14 protein-coding genes are annotated in these 20280 nt (G+C 40.7%); 1 reads left to right on the top strand and 13 read right to left on the bottom strand.

Features of this window, described 5'->3' with window-relative positions; genetic code table 11:
- Positions 1 to 106 precede the first annotated feature (106 nt).
- Positions 107 to 832: a trehalose operon repressor gene (gene treR, locus H8S37_RS13700; protein ID WP_186876628.1), complete on the top strand. Its 726-nt coding sequence runs from the start codon at positions 107 to 109 to the stop codon at positions 830 to 832.
- Between the two features lie 523 nt (positions 833 to 1355).
- Here the strand turns inward: treR and metG are convergent.
- The 13 genes from metG to H8S37_RS13635 all read right to left on the bottom strand — a co-directional run bounded on the left by metG (position 1356) and on the right by H8S37_RS13635 (position 20259).
- Positions 1356 to 3281, bottom strand: a complete 1926-nt coding sequence (gene metG / locus H8S37_RS13695; protein WP_330605016.1) for a methionine--tRNA ligase — start codon at positions 3279 to 3281, stop codon at positions 1356 to 1358.
- Positions 3282 to 3943: 662 nt separating this feature from the next.
- Entirely contained in the window at positions 3944 to 5101 is a 1158-nt protein-coding gene (nspC, locus tag H8S37_RS13690) for a carboxynorspermidine decarboxylase (protein WP_186876626.1), read from the bottom strand.
- A gap of 97 nt (positions 5102 to 5198) precedes the next feature.
- Positions 5199 to 6401 (bottom strand): saccharopine dehydrogenase family protein, encoded by a 1203-nt coding sequence (locus tag H8S37_RS13685; protein ID WP_186876625.1) that lies wholly within the window; start codon positions 6399 to 6401, stop codon positions 5199 to 5201.
- A 33-nt stretch (positions 6402 to 6434) separates the two neighbouring features.
- A complete protein-coding gene (gene speB, locus H8S37_RS13680; RefSeq protein WP_186876624.1) occupies positions 6435 to 7286 on the bottom strand; it encodes an agmatinase in 852 nt (283 codons plus the stop codon).
- Positions 7276 to 8127: a polyamine aminopropyltransferase gene (gene speE / locus H8S37_RS13675; RefSeq protein WP_186876623.1), complete on the bottom strand. Its 852-nt coding sequence runs from the start codon at positions 8125 to 8127 to the stop codon at positions 7276 to 7278. The genes speB and speE overlap by 11 nt, the downstream gene beginning before the upstream one ends.
- A 33-nt stretch (positions 8128 to 8160) precedes the next feature.
- Positions 8161 to 9612: an aminotransferase class I/II-fold pyridoxal phosphate-dependent enzyme gene (locus H8S37_RS13670; protein ID WP_186876622.1), complete on the bottom strand. Its 1452-nt coding sequence runs from the start codon at positions 9610 to 9612 to the stop codon at positions 8161 to 8163.
- Between the two features lie 511 nt (positions 9613 to 10123).
- Entirely contained in the window at positions 10124 to 11611 is a 1488-nt protein-coding gene (locus H8S37_RS13665) for a response regulator transcription factor (RefSeq protein WP_186876621.1), read from the bottom strand.
- Complete coding sequence (locus tag H8S37_RS13660) at positions 11586 to 13382, bottom strand: sensor histidine kinase (protein WP_186876620.1); 1797 nt, start codon at positions 13380 to 13382, stop codon at positions 11586 to 11588. Before H8S37_RS13660 ends, H8S37_RS13665 begins: the two co-directional genes overlap by 26 nt.
- 125 nt (positions 13383 to 13507) lie before the next feature.
- Positions 13508 to 14338 (bottom strand): carbohydrate ABC transporter permease, encoded by an 831-nt coding sequence (locus tag H8S37_RS13655; RefSeq protein WP_186876619.1) that lies wholly within the window; start codon positions 14336 to 14338, stop codon positions 13508 to 13510.
- 2 nt (positions 14339 to 14340) lie between these two features.
- A complete protein-coding gene (locus tag H8S37_RS13650; protein WP_186876618.1) occupies positions 14341 to 15198 on the bottom strand; it encodes a carbohydrate ABC transporter permease in 858 nt (285 codons plus the stop codon).
- Positions 15199 to 15225: 27 nt separating this feature from the next.
- Complete coding sequence (locus H8S37_RS13645) at positions 15226 to 16530, bottom strand: ABC transporter substrate-binding protein (protein ID WP_186876617.1); 1305 nt, start codon at positions 16528 to 16530, stop codon at positions 15226 to 15228.
- 106 nt (positions 16531 to 16636) lie between these two features.
- Positions 16637 to 19294 carry an alpha-L-rhamnosidase gene (locus tag H8S37_RS13640; RefSeq protein ID WP_186876616.1) on the bottom strand — a complete coding sequence of 886 codons (2658 nt, stop codon included), beginning with the start codon at positions 19292 to 19294 and terminating at the stop codon, positions 16637 to 16639.
- On the bottom strand, positions 19291 to 20259 hold the full coding sequence (locus tag H8S37_RS13635; RefSeq protein WP_186876615.1) for a D-2-hydroxyacid dehydrogenase: 969 nt from the start codon (positions 20257 to 20259) through the stop codon (positions 19291 to 19293). The genes H8S37_RS13640 and H8S37_RS13635 overlap by 4 nt, the downstream gene beginning before the upstream one ends.
- Between the last annotated feature and the right edge of the window lie 21 nt (positions 20260 to 20280).

The raw sequence follows: 20280 nt of genomic DNA, 5'->3' as shown, positions 1-20280 counted from the left end.
ACACTTGTTTAAACATGTCAACACAATGTTATGTATTTTACTTGCAAATTGAGATGGAAGTTTATATAATATTTTTAAGATGTTTAAACAAGATGAGGTAATGAATATGCCCAAAGCAAAATATGATTATATTTACAAAGATTTAAAGGAAAAAATTGAAACAGAAGTATATCTTTATCAAGAACTCCTCCCTTCAGAAAACACTTTAGTAAAAGCGTACGATTGTTCAAGAAATACTGTGAGGAGAGCCCTTTTGGAATTAACCTCAGATGGATATGTGCAGCCAATGCATGGGAAAGGAGTTCGCAATATTTTCCGACCAGTTGAACAGACTGCTTTTACAGTCGGAGGAATTGAGTCATTTCAGGAATCAGCAGAGCGTAACGGCCAGATGCCTTCCACAAAGGTCTTACAGTTTTCAGAGGTGACAGCAGACTATAAAATTGCAAAAAAAACCGGATTTCCACAGGGAGCTGTTTTATATTATATCCAGCGTCTACGATATTTAAACGGCGAGCCGCTTATTCTGGATCATAATTATTTTCTAAAAGAAATGACAGATGGGCTGACGGAAGAAATCGCAACATGTTCTATTTATGATTTCCTGGAAAACACTAAGAATCTTACTATCTCCACAAGTAAGAGAACTCTGACAGTTGAGAAAGTAACACAGATTGATGAGACTTATTTAAAGTTAAAAGATTATAATTGCATGGCGGTTATATCAAATCAGACATTCGACGATAACGGAATCCAGTTTGAATATACTCAATCCCGCCATCGCCCCGATTACTTCCGTTTTCAGGATATAGCAACAAGGAAAAAATTATAAAGTTAATTGACGAAATATAAAATTTAAGCGACAAAAGGGACGTGTGAAAGAGATGCTTTGCATTTCCAATCAGAAGTAGTATAGATACTTCTAACTGGAGGTCTATAACAACGTGAAGCCGGTTCTGTTCTGTCTGAAATTGTGAATTTAATTGGGGAAGAACGTAAGCAGAAAGAGAAGGCAGTGCATAAGCAGGAAATTTTAAGCGAAGCGTGGTAGATACAGATTGTTCTGTTTGTTAAGTGAGAAGCATGGAGTTCCAATGGACGATATGTTTCTACACTGTTACAAACATTCAATCGGATTTACCACAGCAAAGCCTTGACCTGCGTTGCACTGCCTTCTCCTTTTGCGTACCATTCTTTACCAGCTTCCGCAGTGCCAGCTCAATTTGGCGTTCGCTTCATTTCGCTATCGGCAGTCGCCGAATGAAAAGAAGCAGAAAGCCCCCTGCTTACATGCAAGCATGACACAGGGCCCTTCTGTTCTTTTCGCACTGCTTGTTGCTTCGTTAAATTTATATTTAGCTAATTTCTGCTCCTGCGGGCATTTCTTTTTCTGGTGTCATTAGGGCAAGGTTGCCGTTTTCATCCTCTGCGCACAAAAGCATTCCCTCTGACAGTACTCCCGCCAGTTTTGCAGGCTTTAAGTTTACAAGAACCATCACTTTCTTTCCAACCATCTCTTCTGGAGTATAGTATGCTTTGATTCCTGAAACAATTTGTTTTACCTGGCTGCCGATCTTCACCTGGGAGCAGAGCAGCTTTTTGGATTTCTTTACTGCTTCACAGGCGATAATCTCTCCCACCTGGAATTGCATTGCTCCAAACTGTTCAAATGTAATTTCTGGTTTCGCCTCTATATCAATAGCTTTTTCTTCTTTCTCTTCTACAGGAGGATGTAATTCTTCTACTTTTTTCAGAACCTCCTCTATGTCCAGTCTCTGGAAAAGAATTTCTGGTTTCTGTGTTACCTTCCCATTTCCAAGCTGTTCTAAAATCTTCTTGCTAGTAGACGGCATATATGGTTCAAGAAGCTTTGCGCCTTCTGAAATACTTTGAATCAGATTCCACAGCACTGTTTCCAAACGTTCTTTTTTTGCCTCGTCCTTTGCCAAAACCCAGGGCATCGTCTCATCTATATATTTATTGCAGCGTTTAAACAGATTAAATATTTCTGTAATCGCATCTGCGACTCTCAATTCATCCATTTTTGCTGCCACCAGCTTTGGCGCATCTTCTGCCACGTGTTTTAAATCCACGTCTACTTCTTCCGAAACCCCTTTATCCTGTACGGTGCCATTGAAATATTTATTTGTCATAGATACGGTACGGTTTACCAGGTTCCCCAGTGTATTCGCCAAATCCGAGTTCATGCGTTCCACCATCAGTTCCCAGGAAATAATCCCGTCATTTTCAAACGGCATCTCATGGAGCACAAAATAACGCACTGCATCCACGCCGAAGAAATCTACCAGTTCATCTGCATACAGTACATTTCCCTTGGATTTACTCATCTTTCCGTCTCCCTGCAAAAGCCACGGATGTCCAAATACCTGTTTAGGAAGCGGCAGACCCAGTGCCATCAAAAAAATCGGCCAATAAATCGTATGGAAACGAATAATGTCTTTTCCGATCAGATGTAAATCAGCCGGCCACAATTTCTGGAACTGCTCTGTACTTTCCCCATCACATTCATATCCAATCCCTGTGATATAGTTTGTCAGAGCATCCAGCCAGACATACACTACATGCTTCGCATCAAAATCAACCGGAATCCCCCATTTAAAGGAAGTCCTGGACACACATAGATCTTGGAGTCCCGGCAGAAGAAAGTTATTCATCATTTCATTTTTCCTGGATACAGGCTGTATAAACTCTGGATGTGTATGGATATGCTCAATCAGCTTGTCTGCATATTTACTCATCTTAAAGAAGTATGCCTCTTCTTTTGCAGGCTGCACTTCTCTTCCGCAGTCCGGACATTTTCCGTCTGCCAGCTGAGACTCAGTAAAAAAAGATTCACAGGGAGTACAGTACATTCCCTCATAATGTCCTTTATAAATATCTCCTTGCTCGTACAGCTTTCTGAATATTTTCTGCACCTGTTTCTCGTGGTCTTTATCGGTTGTACGTATAAATTTATCATAAGAGGTATCCATCAGATCCCATATTCTCTTAATTTCTGCTGAAACGTCATCGACAAATTCCTTCGGTGTGACATTCGCCTCTTCCGCTTTCATTTCAATCTTCTGTCCATGCTCATCTGTTCCCGTCTGGAAGAACACGTCATACCCCTGGCTTCTCTTATAACGCGCAATCGCATCTGCAAGTACGATCTCATACGTGTTCCCAATATGGGGTTTTCCGGATGTATACGCAATTGCCGTAGTAATATAATATTTCGGTTTTTCACACATTTTTCTCTCTCCTTTTCTCTTTTCATAAATCTGTGCCTACAAAGTACTGCATAAGCTCATAGAGATTGCTCTCCTTTGCACGTGCGTCCCCCGAAGGACTTTCCTATGATATAAAAAACCGCCTTCTCTTAAAAAGAAGACGGGCTGCTGCCGTAGTACCACTTCTCGTTTGCTCCTGCCTCGCAGCAGAAAACCTCTATAAGTGCAGAACACTTGCCGCTGTAATGGGCGGGCCCATCGCACACTCACACAGGACACTGTTTTCCTTTTCGCGCTCTTACGCTTTCCCTATCCCTGGCTCATATGCGCTGCTCAAAAGCCATCTTCCATCTTTCTTCCTTCATCCCTTCTCACCAGCCAGGACTCTCTGTAAAATTCCAAAAAATGTACTCTCTTTATCATTGCCTTTTCTTTTATATTAACAAAAATTTAACACACTGGACTTTCCTTTGTCAAGCCCTGCCACTTGGATTATATAAATTATAGGTAACAGTTCAGCCATACAGTGTGCGGGAAGCATAAAACATGCCTGCATGTTTTTGCGAGCGTACATCCGTATGAGCTTAAGCGCCAATCAATGAGTAAAACGGTGGCGGCAGCCACGATAAGCACGCAGTGCGGTTTTACGAATGGCGCGGGCTGAACTGTTACAATTATAGCGGCAGTTAGCCGGAAGACCCCGCTGTTGCTATTTATAACCTTTCTTTAAAATCCGTATATCCAAAGGAGCGTATCATCTCGAATCTGCCATCTTCTCTCTCTAGAATAATATCTGGCAATTTCATTCCATTAAATGTATTATTTTTCACCATCGTATAAATCGCCATATCCTGAAATTCCAGCCTGTCTTTACATTTTAAAGGCTGTACAAAACAATACTCTCCTATGATATCACCAGCAAGACAGGTAGGCCCTGCCAGCCGGTATATATAAGGTTTGCTTTTTCTCTCTTTGTCTATCTTGGGATCTCCAGAACCTTTTAGCGGAGGACGGTAGGGCATTTCCAGTACGTCTGGCATATGACATGCCGCCGATGTATCTAAAATAGCTATAGATATTTTGTTTTCTACAATCTCCAACACTTCTGTCAGCAGAATCCCTGCATTGAGCGCTATTGCCTCTCCTGGCTCCAGATATACTTTCACCTGATATTTGTTCTGTACGTGCCGGATGCAGTCTTTCAGCAGTTCTTTGTCATAGTCTTCCCTTGTGATATGATGCCCGCCACCAAAGTTGATCCATTTCATTTGCTGCAAATAGGGTGCAAATTTTTCTTCCACCGCATCCAAAGTTGTTTTCAGAGCATCTGAATTCTGTTCACACAATGTATGGAAATGCAGCCCCTCCACACCCTCTAAAATTTCCGGCGTTATCTGTTCTATTAAAGTTCCAAGCCGAGAGCCTGGCGCGCAAGGGTCATAAATCGCATGTCCCTCCTGCGTGGAACGCTGCGGATTGATCCTTAAGCCTATACTTTTTCCTGCATCGATCGCTTGTTGTTTAAATTTTTTAAGCTGTCCCGGCGAATTAAACACAAGATGGTCGCAGTATCCTAAGATCTCTTTCATCTCATCTTCCCTGTATGCAGGTGAAAAGATATGGTTTTCCTTCCCCATCTCTTCAAAGCCTAATTTTGCCTCATATAATCCACTTGCCGTCGTTCCGTCGATATATCTTCCGATAAGAGGGTACAGCGAATACATGGAAAATGCCTTCTGCGCCAATAAGATCTTACAGCCTGTCTCCTCTCGTATCTCTCTTAACTGCTCTAAATTATCTTTGATTTTTTTCTCTTGGATAATATAGCAGGGAGTACGAAGCTGTTCCTTTTTTAATTCTTCCTTTTTCATATGTCTTTTCTCCAGTATCTTGTGCAGCCATGTATATTCTTAACTGAAATACATGGATACTATCTTAATATATAACCCCCCCATTTAAATTCCAATCTTACTCTACTAATTCTGGATTTTCACTAATTTTCCATGGAAGTCCCCATTTGTTCAGCGCGTCCATGAACGGATCCGGATCAAATTCTTCCATATTGTAGACACCCGGCTTCTTCCACTGCCCTGTCATCACCATCATAGCGCCGATCATTGCCGGAACTCCTGTTGTGTATGCCACTGCCTGGGACCCTACCTCTTTATAACACTCCTGATGGTCACATGTATTATAAATATATAACGTTTTTTCTTTCCCATCTTTTTTTCCGATAAAAATGCAGCCTATGTTCGTCTTTCCTTTTGTGCGCGGCCCTAAAGAAGAAGGATCTGGAAGTACTGCCTTCAGGAACTGAAGCGGCACGATCTCCTGTCCATTGTACATAATCGGTTCAATCGAAGTCATTCCGACATCTTCCAGACAACGCAGATGGTTTAAGTAGCTTTCGCCAAATGTCATAAAGAAACGGATTCTTTTAATTCCCGGAATATTTAATGCCAACGATTCTATTTCCTCATGGTGGAGCAGATACATGTCCTTCTCACCTATTTCCGGAAAATTATATACTCTTTTTATTTCCATTGGTTTTGTCTCTACCCATCCGCCGTTCTCCCAATAGGAACCGTTTGCAGATACTTCACGGATATTGATTTCTGGATTAAAATTTGTCGCAAAAGGATAGCCATGATCTCCGGCATTACAGTCTAAAATATCAATATAGTTAATTTCGTCAAAATAATGTTTCAGCGCATATGCTGAAAAAACGCTTGTCACTCCGGGATCAAAGCCACTTCCAAGCAATGCTGTAAGCCCCGCCTGCTCAAACCGCTCCCGATAGGCCCACTGCCATTTATATTCAAACTTTGCCGTGTCCTCCGGCTCATAATTCGCCGTATCGATATAGTGCACTCCTGCCTCCAGACATGCGTCCATAATCGTCAAGTCCTGATATGGCAAAGCAAGATTTAAAACAACTTCCGGCTTTTCTTTCTTTATTAGTTCTGTCAGCTCCTGCACATTATCTGCGTCCACCTGTGCCGTTGTTATATTCGTCTTTGTCGTTTTCTGTAGTTTCTCTTTCAACGCATCACATTTCGATACCGTTCTGCTTGCAATACAGAGCTCTGTAAATACCTCGCTGTTCTGGCAGATTTTATGTATCGCAACACTTGCCACACCGCCACAGCCAATTACCATAACTTTTCCCATTTTCTTTTCTCCTCTCCATTTTTTCTATATTTTCTATAAAGCAATCAACATCTCCCGTATGATTTTACACGCTACAGCAGTAGAACCTCCACTCTGATCATATCCCGGACAAAGTTCATTCACATCACACCCTACCAGATTTGTCTGACCGCAAACCTTTGTCACTGCATGCATAAGGCTCATAAACGCAATACCGCCCGGCTCGGGTGTTCCTGTTCCAGGGAAGAAAGACGGATCCAAGACATCCAGGTCTACTGTAAAATAAACTGGTTTCCCTTTTAGCTTTTCGATTGTCTGTTCCAGTCCTTCCAAATTAAATGGGTGTAAGTCCGTATGTCCCTGCTTTGCCCACTCGAACTCTTCCTTTTCGCCGGAACGGATTCCAAACTGATGGATCCTGCCGTCTCCCAGAATTTCCCAGCATCTTCTCAACACACAGGCATGTGACAATTCTACTCCGAGATAATCTTGACGCAAGTCTGTATGAGCGTCAAAATGTATGATATGCATATCCGGATATTTTCTCGACACAGCTCTTACGCTTCCCAATGTAACCAGATGTTCCCCGCCTATCATAAAGGGAAGTTTTCCGTCTGTTAAAATCTGTTTTGCACATGCCTCAATCTGTTCCAGAACCATCTGTGCATTTCCAATAGAAAGCTCCAGATCTCCGCAGTCAAATATTCTTTTCTCCGTTAGGTCCCTATCCTGATAAGGGCTGTATGTCTCCAGTCCATAAGAATCATTCCGAATAGCCTGACCGGCAAACCGAGTTCCGGGCCGAAACGAAGTTGTCGAATCAAACGGCGCTCCAAATAATACAATGTCTGCCTCTTCATATGCCGCGTCACATCCCATAAAATCCACAACATTCTTATTCCACATCTCTTAATAACTCCTCCACATAAACCGGAAGCGCAAAAACACCTGCATGGAGTCTTGGCTCGTAGTATTTTGTTTTCACTCCAAGCAGCTTCCACTCTACCTTTTTCAAATCGTTCAAAGGATGATATACCTTTGAGGCAAACCCAAACAGCCAGTGCCCTGACGGATAGGATGGCAGATGTGCCTGGTATACTTTACATATCGGAAAGGTACTTAAAATTCGTTTATGCATACGCTGGCACTGGTATGCTTCTTCCTCATAAAACGGGCTTTCATTCTGATTAATCATAATGCCGTCCTCATGCAGCGCATTATAGCAATTCCCATAGAATTCCTTTGTAAAAAGCCCTTCCCCTGCACCGAACGGGTTCGGTGAATCAATAATAATCAAATCATATGTATCTGCTTTAGAGCGAATATATTTCACCCCGTCCTCATGGAATATCGTTACACGCTCGTCAGTCAGACTATTGGCAATCTCCGGCATATATTTTCGGCAGACCTCTACAAGCAATGGATCTACTTCCACTACATCAATCGTTCTGACAGATTCATATTTAATCAACTCCCTGACAACACCGCCGTCTCCTCCTCCCATAACCAGCACATCCTTTATTTCTGGATTTACGGCAAAGGGAACATGCGTGATCATCTCGTGGTAAATAAACTCATCTTTTTCCGTAAGCGTTAAATCCCCGTCAACTACCAAAATTTTCCCATATTCTTTAGAGTCCAGCACATCAATCCTCTGAAATTCGCTCTGTGCACTAAACAACTGTTCCTCGATACGGATAGAAAGCTTTACTCCATCCGTATGCCTGTCTGAAAACCACATTTCCATCTTTCTAATCCTCTTTTATACATTTCCAATATTCTATCGTTTCAATACATTTAACCGTTCAATATGCTCATCTTCTGGCCCTGTAAGTGAACAGCCCTTTTCTTTTGCATAGAGAATGTAGTCGATAATCGCGTCTGTCACTTCCTCTCCCGGAGCAAGAATCGGTATTCCCGGAGGATAACACATGACAAACTCATTACATATACGTCCCTTTGTCTCCCGAATCGGCAAAGACTCCTTCTCCGCATAGAAAGACTCCTGCGGCGTCATCACTACCTTTGGTGAAATATATTCTTGAGAAAGCATACCTGTTTTATCCTTCTGATACCTGCGTTTCAAATCTGCCAATGCACTTACCAGACGTTCCACCTCCTGTTTCCTGTCTCCGATAGACAGATAGGCAAGAACATTTCCTAAATCTCCAAACTCAATCTGAATGTCATATTCATCTCTTAAAATATCATACACTTCTATACCCGCAAGTCCAATATCTAATGTGTGAATCGAAAGCTTTGTAGGATCAAAGTCGTAAATACTGTCACCGTTTACCAGCTCCCTTCCAAATGCATAATAATTATCAATCTGATTGATCTCTGTTCTGGCATATTCGGCCAGATTGATCACTCTCTCAAAAGCCTCTTCTCCCCGCAAAGCCAGATTTCTTCTGGATATATCCAGACTGGACAAAAGTAAGTAGGAGCCGCTTGTTGTCTGCGTTAAGTTGATAATCTGACGGACATATCCCGCATTCATCCCTTTTCCTGTCAAGAGAAATGAGCTCTGTGTCAGACTGCCGCCTGATTTATGCATGCTGACAGACGTCATGTCTGCTCCTGCTTCCATCGCCGATACCGGCAGCGCCTTTCCAAAATAGAAGTGGGTTCCATGCGCCTCATCTACCAAAACTTTCATTTCCTTTTCATGCGCCTTTTTCACAATTTCCTTTAAATTAGAACAAATTCCGTAATATGTCGGATTGTTGACAAATACAGCTACCGCGTCTGGGTTTTCTCGAATCGCCCGTTCTACCGCCTCCAGCTTCATTCCCAGAGAAATCCCCAGCTTCTGATCTACCTCCGGATTGACATACACCGGTTTTGCACCGCACAGAACAATCGCATTGATTACACTTCTGTGTACATTCCGCGGAAGAATGATTTTATCATCTTTCTTACAGCAAGACAAAATCATGGATTGTACGGAGGATGTAGTTCCTCCTACCATCAAAAAAGCATGCTCTGCGCCAAAAGCTTCCGCTGCCAGTTCCTCTGCTTCTTTTATAACAGAAACAGGGTGACACAGGTTATCTAACGGTTTCATAGAATTTACGTCAATACTGACGCATCTGTCTCCAAGCAGCTCAACTAGCTCCGGATTTCCTCTTCCATGTTTATGTCCCGGAACATCAAAGGGTACGACCCTGTTCCTTCTGAATCTTTCCAATGCCTCGTAAATCGGAGCACTTGTCTGAGGTAAATTTGCCATCTTCTTTCCTCCCAAGATCTTCTATAAAAATTAAAAAAGAATGGGCTTTGCACATTCCCGCGCCGAAGCGTGGCTGTGTCAGCATCCGTTTTCCACTTGCGCGCAGTGTGCATCCCCCGGAGGGTTTTATTGTATAGGAAACGGCGTTTCCTATACAATAAAAAACACAGGCAATAAGCTTCGCGCTGCTCACCTGTGTTTATATCCTGTCTCTTCTTCGTTTTAAAATTTCGCCGGATTTAACAGATATTGGACGTAGAGTCTATATAGCAAATATTTTTACTTTTACTACTCTTATTGACCGTTTCACAAGTTTCGTATGCCACGAATATAGCGCCGGCAGCACCGGCGATACCGGTTATAAAGTAACCAACTTATAAAATCTGGGCTCCTAACCCAATCAATAATGCAGCTTTCGCCGCGTAAAATATTTGCATGGAGAACTTTCCAATAACCTGCTTTCCATACATTCTGTATAGTAGCACATAAAATCAAGGAATTCAAGGAGTTTTTACAATTGTTGTTCCATATATTCTTTCGGGCACATTCCAGTCACAGAACGGAAAATCCGGCTGAAATAGAACTGGTCGCTATATCCACAACGCTCTGCAATATCTTTCACATAGCTTTCCGGCGCTTTTTCCATTATCTCTTTTGCCTTATTAATCCTTATCTCTGTCAGATAATTGCTAAAAGAAGTCTCCTGATACGTTCTGAACATTCGGCTTAATGAAGTCTGTGATACGCCAAATTCCCTACAAATGTCGCCTAAAGAAAGAGATTCCCTGATATGTGCATTTAAGTAAGAAAGGATAGAGGAAAAAAGTGCTTCTTTATTGTCCATATTCTCTTTGCCTGAATCGGGAATACATTGTTTTAACAAATCTGTTACATTTTCCTCCAGCTCTGTCATATCAGACGCATAATAAAACACGTCGTCAATCCAAAATTCTATTTCTGAAAAGCTCTGCTCTGTAGAATAGACATTTTGAAACATGCGAAACAAATATTTGATATTCGACTCTACATGTAACTGACTGCACTCACACTTATCCCATAAATAAAATAATTTTTTTATTTCATTTAACAATTTTGCACTTTCTTTATATCGGATTAAATACTCAATATATTCTATCTCTTTCTTCTCCTGTTCATCTTCCTTGGATTCCTGTTTTTTCTCTGTATCCCAAATCAGTCTGTTTTTTCCGATCACAATAGATTCGTCCAATTTTCTATATAACCTTTCGGCCACTTCCGGAAGGTTCTCTAACGTAAATTCCTTTCCATACGCTATTCCTGTTACATAGGCTCCTTTCTTTAGTCTCTGCTCCTTTTCAAATATCCGTTCTGTAATCTGCAAAAATGTCTCCTGAAACAATAATTTTTGAGGAATTAAATAAAGAGACTCCATTTCATCTCTTCCATAAATGTATATTTTTTCTTCCTCCATTGAAAAAATCTCTACTCCGTTCTTTTTCGAAAATCTCCTGGGCAGCCCATTTTGTCTAAATACCGCCGCATAATACTGCCCTGCCGGAAAATATCTGCTGACCTTTTGTTTTTCTTCCAAGTGCTTTCCATTACAGAGGGCCCGTAAAATCTTATTTCTTTGTGTATAATAAAATGTCTTTATCCTGATTTCCAGTTGTTCCATCAGCTTTTGCATGTCTGATGGAACCAATGGTTTCAAAAGATAATCGCATACACCTGACTGTATTGCTTCTTTTGCATATTCAAACTCTGAATAACCACTCACAATTACAGAAAGTACCTCCGGAAATTCTTTCTTTACGCGGGAAATCAGCTCAATCCCATCCATCACCGGCATTTTAATGTCAGTGATCAGTATATCCGGTCGTTCCTTTCTGATCATTTCAAGAGCCTGTTTGCCATTTTCCGCCACAGCCATAATTTCATACTGAGGACACTTCTTTTCTAATATCGTACATACATGGTTTAAGCCCGTCGGTTCATCATCTGCTACCAGTATCTTGAACATCTTTTTCCTCCTTCTTCATACCGATCATAACATCGGTTCCCTCACCCTGTGATGAAATAGAAAATATCAGATTTTCATTATACAAAAGATACAGCCGCGCATATATATTTATCAGTCCCATACCTCCAATTTCCAGTTCTACATTGCTTCTGTCCTTTGTAAGTTTTTTCCGTACAGAAGCGATAGCTGCATCCAATTCTTTTTTCTTATCAGAAGTAATTCCACATCCGGAATCATGTATCTTCAAATACCATCCTGTATCATTTCTACCGCCTGTCACCTCGATCTCCATTCGATCCTGCATTTTTTCGTAACCATGTACAACTGCATTTTCGACGATTTGCTGCAATACGATTTTGGGCAGCATCTCCTCATAGAGATCTTGGGCAATATGAATAGAATACTGAAGTTTATAGTCATACCGGTATTTTAATAAATGCAAATACTGCTCCATATACTGGATTTCTTCTCTGACAGACGCATATTTTTCTTTCGTGTTCGTAGCATACCGCAGCATACCTGCCAGCTCGCCGCAAATGTCACAGATAACCTCATCGTCTGAAAGCATGCCGCGATTAGATATAACATTTAATACATTGTAAATAAAATGCGGGTTCACCTGTGCCTGGAGTAAGTCAAACTGTGCCTGGAGCTGTAAAAGGGACATTCTCTTTTCATTAAGCATAGACTGGTTCAGACGTTCCAGCACGTCTCGGTAAGAAACATACAAAGCTTCAATTTCATCGTTAGAAATCTTCTCCGGTATCTCTGCATTCATATTGTCCAGACGCGTTGTCTCCATAAAATGCTGAAGCTGACGGATAGGACGGGTAAGCTGACGGGAAGTCAGATAGACATACCCCAATGAAATAGTAAGGGCTCCTATCAGGATGACCAGGCTGACAGGGAGGGCTTCTTTCATAGCCCTGCTATTTACGTTTGTATCTGTAAGTGTTAAAAGGAGCATATCCTGTGTATCAGATTCCTTTCTCAGACACAACATATTTTCTCCCTGTTCGCTTTCTATCTCTTTAATATCTCCTTCTACATTTCGCATCTGTGTATAAAAATACTTTGCATCCAAAGAATCATCGTTTGTATATAAAAGCTCTCCGTTTTGTGTCATAAATAAATATTTTATATTTTCTTCCTCATCCTCAAACATCTTATCCAATGTTTCTTTATCCTGCTGGACTTCTACATATCCCATATCCATCCCCTGAATTTCTTTCACTACTGACAGAACCTCAATTCCTTCCTTTTGTCCCCAGTCATCTTCGTGAAGTCCCAGAATTACATTGTTTCCTCCGCGATAATTCACTTTATTTTTCCATGGATAATCACTATATGACACCGTTTCGTCCAATGCTGTACCGGCATAATTTGTGTTGGATATTACGTTGCCTTTTTTATTAAATACAACGACCCGATAATATTCATCTATCAAATAATAAGTAGAAAGTTTTATCCTGATTGTACTCACTGCCTCGTTATAGTATAACTCCTCATAACTTTCTGTATCTAAGGTAGCAAACTCCTGTAAAGCATCCAATATAGTTACATCAGATAGGAAATATGTAATGACAGAAGACATTCCCTCCAATGTATCCTCCATCTTTTCCATCTTTACATTAGAAACCGTACGAATACTGTCATATTCTCTTGCCCTGTACTGCTTTACATTCATAATATAATAAATAATTCCAAAAATTCCTGTAACTATAATAGAAAATATCATATAGACTATAATTATTTTCTTTTGGAATTTCATAATTTCTAAGTACCTCACCACACACTAATCTAATTTACGTATTATATCATAATCCTGAATAATAATGCATAAAACGGATGCTCCAAATTATACCAGATAAATTTGAAGCATCCTTATTTTTTTCTCTATCCTTTCACTGCCCCTGCTACCATACCGTCTACAATTCTCTTGTTAAAGAAAATAAATAGGATTAACATAGGTATCGTAATCAAAATTACATCAGCAAATAATAAATTATAAGAACTTTCGAATTGTCCCATAAAGTTATATAGGGTCAACTGTACGGTCGCATTTTCAGAGCCCGGCAGAAAATACAGTGGATTTGTAAAATCATTAAATACCGTTACTGCTTTTATTACAATCACGGTGGAAGTTACAGGTTTCAGCAGAGGAAAAATAATTTTAGAATATAATTTCCATCTGGAACACCCATCTATGTACCCCGCTTCTTCTAATTCTAACGGAATAGAATTCATAAATCCTCTATATAGCATAATTGTAAATGGAAGGTTCAATGCAACTTCAATCAGAATCATTCCTGTTATCGTCTTATACAGATAAATTCTCTGTAAAACCCAAATCGTCGGAAGTATTGCTGCCGGAACCATCAGCCCTGTCATTATTAAAGCATTGACAACTCCTGTTACCTTATCGCTTCTTCTCTGTATAATATACCCACACATAGAGCCAGTAATAATAAGAAGAATTACAGAGCCAATTACCAATATAAAGCTGTTTTTAAATGCTGTCACTATCTGATAGTCATTTGCCTGAAATACCTCTATAAAGTTTTCCCACCGCAATGCGTCAGGCCAGCTTATACTTAGAAGATTTGCGTCTTTTCGTTCCTTCAATGAATTTACAAGCATGAATATAAACGGAACAATAAAAATAATAAACGCTATAAACAGTCCAATAATATCTCCGAATAAATACCAAAACCGTCTCTTTTTCATGGCTAATCCACCTCCTTACTGAGCAGAAATTTTTGAAGTGGAAATGCCATAAGAGCAATTAATGCGAACATAATGACATTGCCCGCTGTTGACAATCCATAATATCCTGCTGCATATTGCTTATAGACTGTCGAAGCCATAACTTCTGTCGCATATCCCGGACCGCCTCCGGTCATTGCCCAGATTAAGTCAAAGGTACGTAGTCCTCCTATAAAGGAAAGTATGATAACCGAATTCATTGCAGGCCTGCTAAGCGGTACGGTAATGGCTTTTAACCTCTGCCATGCCGAAGCCCCGTCTATAGCTGCCGCCTCATAAAAAGTTTTGTCAATAGACTGCATTCCTGCAATAAAGATAACCGTAGCAACACCAACTCCTTTCCAGACATCCGTCAGAATTACGGAGTATAGTGCTATATCTGTATTTCCCAGCCAGTCTACAGATGTTCCGCCAAAGGTTGTAATGACTTGGTTGATAAGTCCTTTTGTTGGATGCATTAAAGCCGAAAATGTGATACCAACCGCTACAGTACTAATTAAATTCGGAAAAAATACAACGGATCTTAAAAAATTTTTTGTCTTGATCTTGCTCGTCAGGAAAACAGCAAGGAAAAATGCAAGCACTAATTTCAGTACGCAGGTAAGAATCGCATAAATCATTGTATTTATTATAGAACTATACAAAGATTCATCTGAAAAGAATGTCTTAAAATTGTCTAGTCCGCAAAAAGTAAAGCTGTCAAAATTCCATACCGTTAAACTGAAAAACAGAGAAATTACCGTCGGTATCAGAAAAAATACTGTAAAAATCGCCATAGCCGGCACCATAAACCAATTTGAGTATATCCTCCTGCGATTCATACCTGCTGCCTCCATTCCTTTTGTGTATTACCACTCTAATCCTAACTGTGTCGCCGCTTTTGCACAATCTTCATCATATTTTTGTGCTGCTTCTGCTGCTGTTGTCTGTCCTGAAGCAAGTTCCTGGCAGATTGCCGGGCAGTCAGCTCCTTTTACCTGGCTGATATATTCTAAAGCCGGTTCATAGTTTCCTGCATCTATATAAGACTGAATATCTGCAACTGCCGCATAAGATTCCACAGGAATCTCATAGTCTTTTACACAAAACGGTCCATCTGGCAATGTTGCCTCACAATATGCGTCCAATGCTGCTTCAGAAATATAAAATTCCATAAATTCTAATATTGCATCTTGGTTTTCACTGTTTTTGTTTCCATAAATCGCAACCGGGTACCACATCGTAATTCCATTTACTGATGCATCATCCCCCGGAATAGCGAACATTCCAAGATTATTTACCATATCCATATCTTCATAAAGACTATACATGGCCGAAAGCGCATTAGACATAATAAACCAGTGTCCTGCTCCGCCATTCACCATCACATCGCAGCCTTCATCATATGTCATTGAAAGATAATCCTCATTATAATATGGAGTTGTATCTTCTAGTTTTTCAAAACTCCTGAGTCCTTCTGGCGTTGTAGCCCATTTCATTTCTCCTGCATCAAATTTTTCTGGAAAATCCGATACTGCAGTCATTAAATTATAGGCATCTCCCAAAAATACAATCTGCGCTGTCCAAGAATCTGCAAAACTGCCAAGAACCGCTGTTTCTCCTGCTTCTTTTAAAACCTCACAGTTAGAAAGAAATTCTTCCCATGTTTTGGGAATTTCAAGATTATATTTTTCGTACATTTCTTTATTATACAGAACTGCCTCTCCCCTAGATGTCGCAAATGGAATTCCATATACCGCGTTGTCTACAGATACAGCCTGTTTGTAAGAATCATCTACCCTTTCCATAAACCCTTGTTCAGAAAGATCAATAAAATATTCTGATGGATTTAATGAATTTAAAAGTGCTCCTGAATTATAGACACATAAATCCGCCATATCTCCTGATGCTAATCTTGTCTTTACAACATTATCTCCTTCCGTACTTGTTGGTCTGGTTTCCACATTAATTTTCATTCCCAATTCTTTTTCTGCCAAATCCACGATTGCCATAAAGCCTTCATTTGCGGCATTGGTAGTATCTACCAAAAGGGACAATTCTTTACTTTCTTCCCCCTTTCCTTCAGTTTTTCCGTTTTCTTTGCTACCGCAGCCGGCTATGAGTCCAGTTATCATAAGGACACTTAAAAATGCAGCCATCACTCTTTTTTTCATACTACTCCTCCTTATCATCCGTTTCAGATTTATTTGTTATATTCATGTTACCATTCCTATCTTTTCATGCACATGGACAATCCGACATTTCATATTGAATATCCAATCAAAGAGAAAACTGTATCTCATAGCTTCCAGAACCTGTTTCCGCCCTATATCCTTTTTCAATGCCGACCTTTATCTTTTCAAAGTTTATCCCTCCGGTATATTCTATCGAAACAGCATTATATAGCCATATTTCTGCCGTTGTATTATCTGGAATTTCCATGTAGAATTTTACCCTTTCTTTCTTTCGCTCCCATCGGGATACAATCCTTCCATATATACTTTCATAGGACCCTTCTGCATATTCTAATCCGCCTCCAATATGCGGTTTTAGCAAAATACGTTGGAATCCTGGTTCTTGTTCTGAACATTCAATCCCTAAAATCCCTCTATACAGCCATTCTCCGACCGCGCCGTATGCATAGTGGTTGAAAGAATTCATGGCAGGACTCCACATACTGCCGTCAGGCTTTTTACCATCCCAATGTTCCCATACCGTCGTTGCCCCCTGCTTTACCTGATACAGCCAGCTTGGGAAATCTTCCTTTAAGAGAAGTTCATATGCCTCTTTTGCATGTCCATTGTCACTTAAGACCTGGCAAAAATAAGGTGTACCCACAAACCCTGTAACCAGATGGCCATCTCTCTCCTTCAGTAAATGGAGCAAATCATCCACTACATTCTGTTTGAATTCTTCTGGCACAAGATGAAAAAACAGTGAAACTATCTGTGCCGTCTGTGTCTGAACGTTAAGTCTCCCTTCAGATGTAAAAAAATGTCTCCTATAGGCATCCTTGATTTTCTTATGCAGTTCTCCGTATTCCTGCGCATCTTCTTCATTTCCTGTCACATGTGCCATCCTGGAAAATAATTCTGTAGAATACGCATAATATGCCATATTGGTAAGCTCTAGAGGTGTTGCCCCGTAATAGCTGCCTTCCTTTGCATCCAGAGCGACCCAGTCGCCAAACTGCATCCGGTATTCCCACATACAGTCCTTTGCATGCGCGCCCATAAAGTCAATCCACGATTTCATACTGCTGTACTGTTGTTCAATGACTCTCTTGTCTCCATACATCAAATACAATGTCCACGGTATAATTACCACTGCATCTGCCCAGGCCGCAGCGGAATGTGTCCCTCGCTCAAAAATTTTCCCCTTTACATTTTTCCCGGACCATACATCCGGTACTACATGTGGTATTCCTCCCTCTTGCGTCTGTTCCGCTGCCACATCTATAAGCCATTTTCTGAAAAATGTATCTGTATCCATGAGATAAGAAGCCGCCCTGCAAAATATCTGCGCGTCTCCCGTCCATCCCAGACGTTCGTCTCTCTGTGGGCAATCTGTTGGAACATCCAGAAAATTACTCCTCATTCCCCATAGAATATTATGGTGAAGCTGGTTCAAATCTTTATTTGAACAACAAAATTCTCCTGTCCTCTGCATATCTGAATACAGTACATATGCTGTAAAATTACTAATCTGCGGGATACCTGGATAAGAAGCTATTTTCGCATACTGAAATCCCTGGAAAGAAAAATTTGGTTGGAAGACAGTTTTGCCTCCTTTGCAAATATAGGTCACTGTCGCTTTAGCCGTACGCAGATTGTCCAGATACACATTTCCATCTTTATCTAATACCTCAAAGCAATTTAATTCTACCTTATCTCCACAGCTTCCTTCTGCCTGAAATTCGATCCAGCCTGCCAGGTTCTGCCCAAAATCTACCACCCAGTCTCCCTGTGGAGTCTGAAAGATTCGCTTTGCCGGTACCTTTTTCATTTTTTTTACCTTGCATCCACTTTGCGCTCTCAACGCTTCTATTGGAAACACTACTTTTTCTACTGGTTCCCATTCTCCATTTTTGTTTCCTGCTTCATTCCATCCATCTATCTCCTTACGCGCGTCATAAATCTCTCCGTCATAGATCTCCGAATATAAAATCGGGCTTTCTGTACTCTCCCACGAAGTATCTGTACAAAAGGAAACCCTCTCTCCATCTTCATACAAAACTTCTATCTGGCACAAAAAGGCGCTTTGTTTTCCATAATGGTTTCTTGTCCTTGCCGATCCCATATCGCCTTTGTACCATCCGGCACCTATATGCGCGCCAAGCATATTCGCCCCCTCTTTTATATATCTGGTGACATCATAGCTTTGGTATAGAAGATGGTGATGATAAGAGGTCCACCCCGGAGTAAATTCATCTTCTCCAATTCTGTGCCCATTTATATAAAAATGATACAGACCTAAAGCCGTGGTAAAAGCAAAAGCGCGTTTTACTTTCTTACCCATCTGTATTTCTTTTCTTAAATAATATCCCTTACTTTTGTTCCAGTCTCTTTCATTTTCCGGAGATATAAATACAGCTTTCCATTCCTGGTTATGTAAAAAGGCTGTTGTAAAACAGCCTTCCTTCCACTTACTTTTTTCTCCTTGCTCTGTTGATACGCGCACTCGTATAAAGTACATTTCTGCCGACCGCAGGAAAAGCCCGCTTTCCTCAATCTGAATATGTACAGATTGTCTGCTTTCTACTTCTCCGCTATCATATATAACACAGGAGAATTTTCTATCCTCCGCTATCTGAATTTCATACATCTTTTGTCTGACATTTCTAGCACTGGAAACAAGCTTCCATCCAACCACTTCTATTTTTCCTATCCCAACAGGATTTACCTGGTTATTGACCCGTAATTCTTTTACTTCGATCATCCCTTCACCTCATTTATCGGTTTTCCGCCTAAAAACGCTTCCAAATTTTCTGCTGCAATATCCATCAATCTCTGTCTGGACTCTTTTGGAGCCCAAGAAATATGCGGTGTAATAATACAATTTTTAGCCTTCAAAAGTGGATTGTCTCCTTTTATGGGTTCTGTAGAAACTACATCCAGCCCTGCTGCCGCTACCTTTCCACTATTTAACGCATCCGCCAGATCCTGCTCTTTAATAAGCGGCCCTCTGGAATTATTTAGGATAATCACGCCGTCTTTCATTTTCTGAATCGTTTCCTTGTTAATCATCCCATCTGTTTCAGGAAACAGCGGGCAATGCAATGCTACCACATCTGACTTAGACAATACCACATCCAAATCAGCATACCTGCACATCTCACTCTCTAACTCTTTATTGGGGTATGCGTCATAAGCAAGTACTGTCATTCCCAATGCCTGCGCAATACGTCCTGTCGCCTGTCCAATTCGCCCATATCCTATAATTCCCATTGTCTTTCCGGCAAGTTCGATTAACGGATAATCCCAAAAACACCAATCCGGATTTTCTTCCCATTTTCCGGCATGCACTGCTTTGTCATGGTATCCAATATGATGGCAGATTTCTAAAAGCAGTGCTATGGCAAATTGCCCAACCGCAGCAGTTCCATAGGATGGAATATTGGTAACCACAATTCCCTGCTCGTTTGCTCTTTTTACATCAACTACATTATAGCCTGTCGCCAAAACTCCAATATATTTTATCTGCGGACATCGTTCCAGTACCTTCGCCGGCAGCGGTGTTTTGTTTGTAAATACGATTTCCGCTTCCCCGATTCTGTCTATTACTTCCTGCAGATCTGTAAGGGATGTACGGTCATACACCGTACACTCCCCCAACTGTTTTATTCTTTCCCAGGTAATATCTCCCGGATTTAAAGTATAACCATCTAAAACTACGATTTTCATTTTCCTGTCTGCCTCCTGTTA

It is taken from the genome of Mediterraneibacter hominis (genome assembly GCF_014287475.1).
GTDB classification, from domain to species: Bacteria; Bacillota; Clostridia; order Lachnospirales; family Lachnospiraceae; genus Mediterraneibacter; species Mediterraneibacter hominis.
This window is presented reverse-complemented; position numbering and strand designations above follow the sequence as displayed.

What these genes read in the sequence shown, in the direction of transcription:
- speE (WP_186876623.1), bottom strand. Translation starts at nt 8,127, where the DNA reads ATGGAAATGTGGTTTTCAGACAGGCATACGGATGGAGTAAAGCTTTCT.
- speB (WP_186876624.1), bottom strand. Translation starts at nt 7,286, where the DNA reads ATGTGGAATAAGAATGTTGTGGATTTTATGGGATGTGACGCGGCATAT.
- H8S37_RS13635 (WP_186876615.1), bottom strand. Translation starts at nt 20,259, where the DNA reads ATGAAAATCGTAGTTTTAGATGGTTATACTTTAAATCCGGGAGATATT.
- H8S37_RS13670 (WP_186876622.1), bottom strand. Translation starts at nt 9,612, where the DNA reads ATGGCAAATTTACCTCAGACAAGTGCTCCGATTTACGAGGCATTGGAA.
- H8S37_RS13655 (WP_186876619.1), bottom strand. Translation starts at nt 14,338, where the DNA reads ATGAAAAAGAGACGGTTTTGGTATTTATTCGGAGATATTATTGGACTG.
- H8S37_RS13645 (WP_186876617.1), bottom strand. Translation starts at nt 16,530, where the DNA reads ATGAAAAAAAGAGTGATGGCTGCATTTTTAAGTGTCCTTATGATAACT.
- H8S37_RS13685 (WP_186876625.1), bottom strand. Translation starts at nt 6,401, where the DNA reads ATGGGAAAAGTTATGGTAATTGGCTGTGGCGGTGTGGCAAGTGTTGCG.
- treR (WP_186876628.1), top strand. Translation starts at nt 107, where the DNA reads ATGCCCAAAGCAAAATATGATTATATTTACAAAGATTTAAAGGAAAAA.
- H8S37_RS13660 (WP_186876620.1), bottom strand. Translation starts at nt 13,382, where the DNA reads ATGAAATTCCAAAAGAAAATAATTATAGTCTATATGATATTTTCTATT.
- H8S37_RS13650 (WP_186876618.1), bottom strand. Translation starts at nt 15,198, where the DNA reads ATGAATCGCAGGAGGATATACTCAAATTGGTTTATGGTGCCGGCTATG.
- nspC (WP_186876626.1), bottom strand. Translation starts at nt 5,101, where the DNA reads ATGAAAAAGGAAGAATTAAAAAAGGAACAGCTTCGTACTCCCTGCTAT.
- H8S37_RS13665 (WP_186876621.1), bottom strand. Translation starts at nt 11,611, where the DNA reads ATGTTCAAGATACTGGTAGCAGATGATGAACCGACGGGCTTAAACCAT.
- H8S37_RS13640 (WP_186876616.1), bottom strand. Translation starts at nt 19,294, where the DNA reads ATGATCGAAGTAAAAGAATTACGGGTCAATAACCAGGTAAATCCTGTT.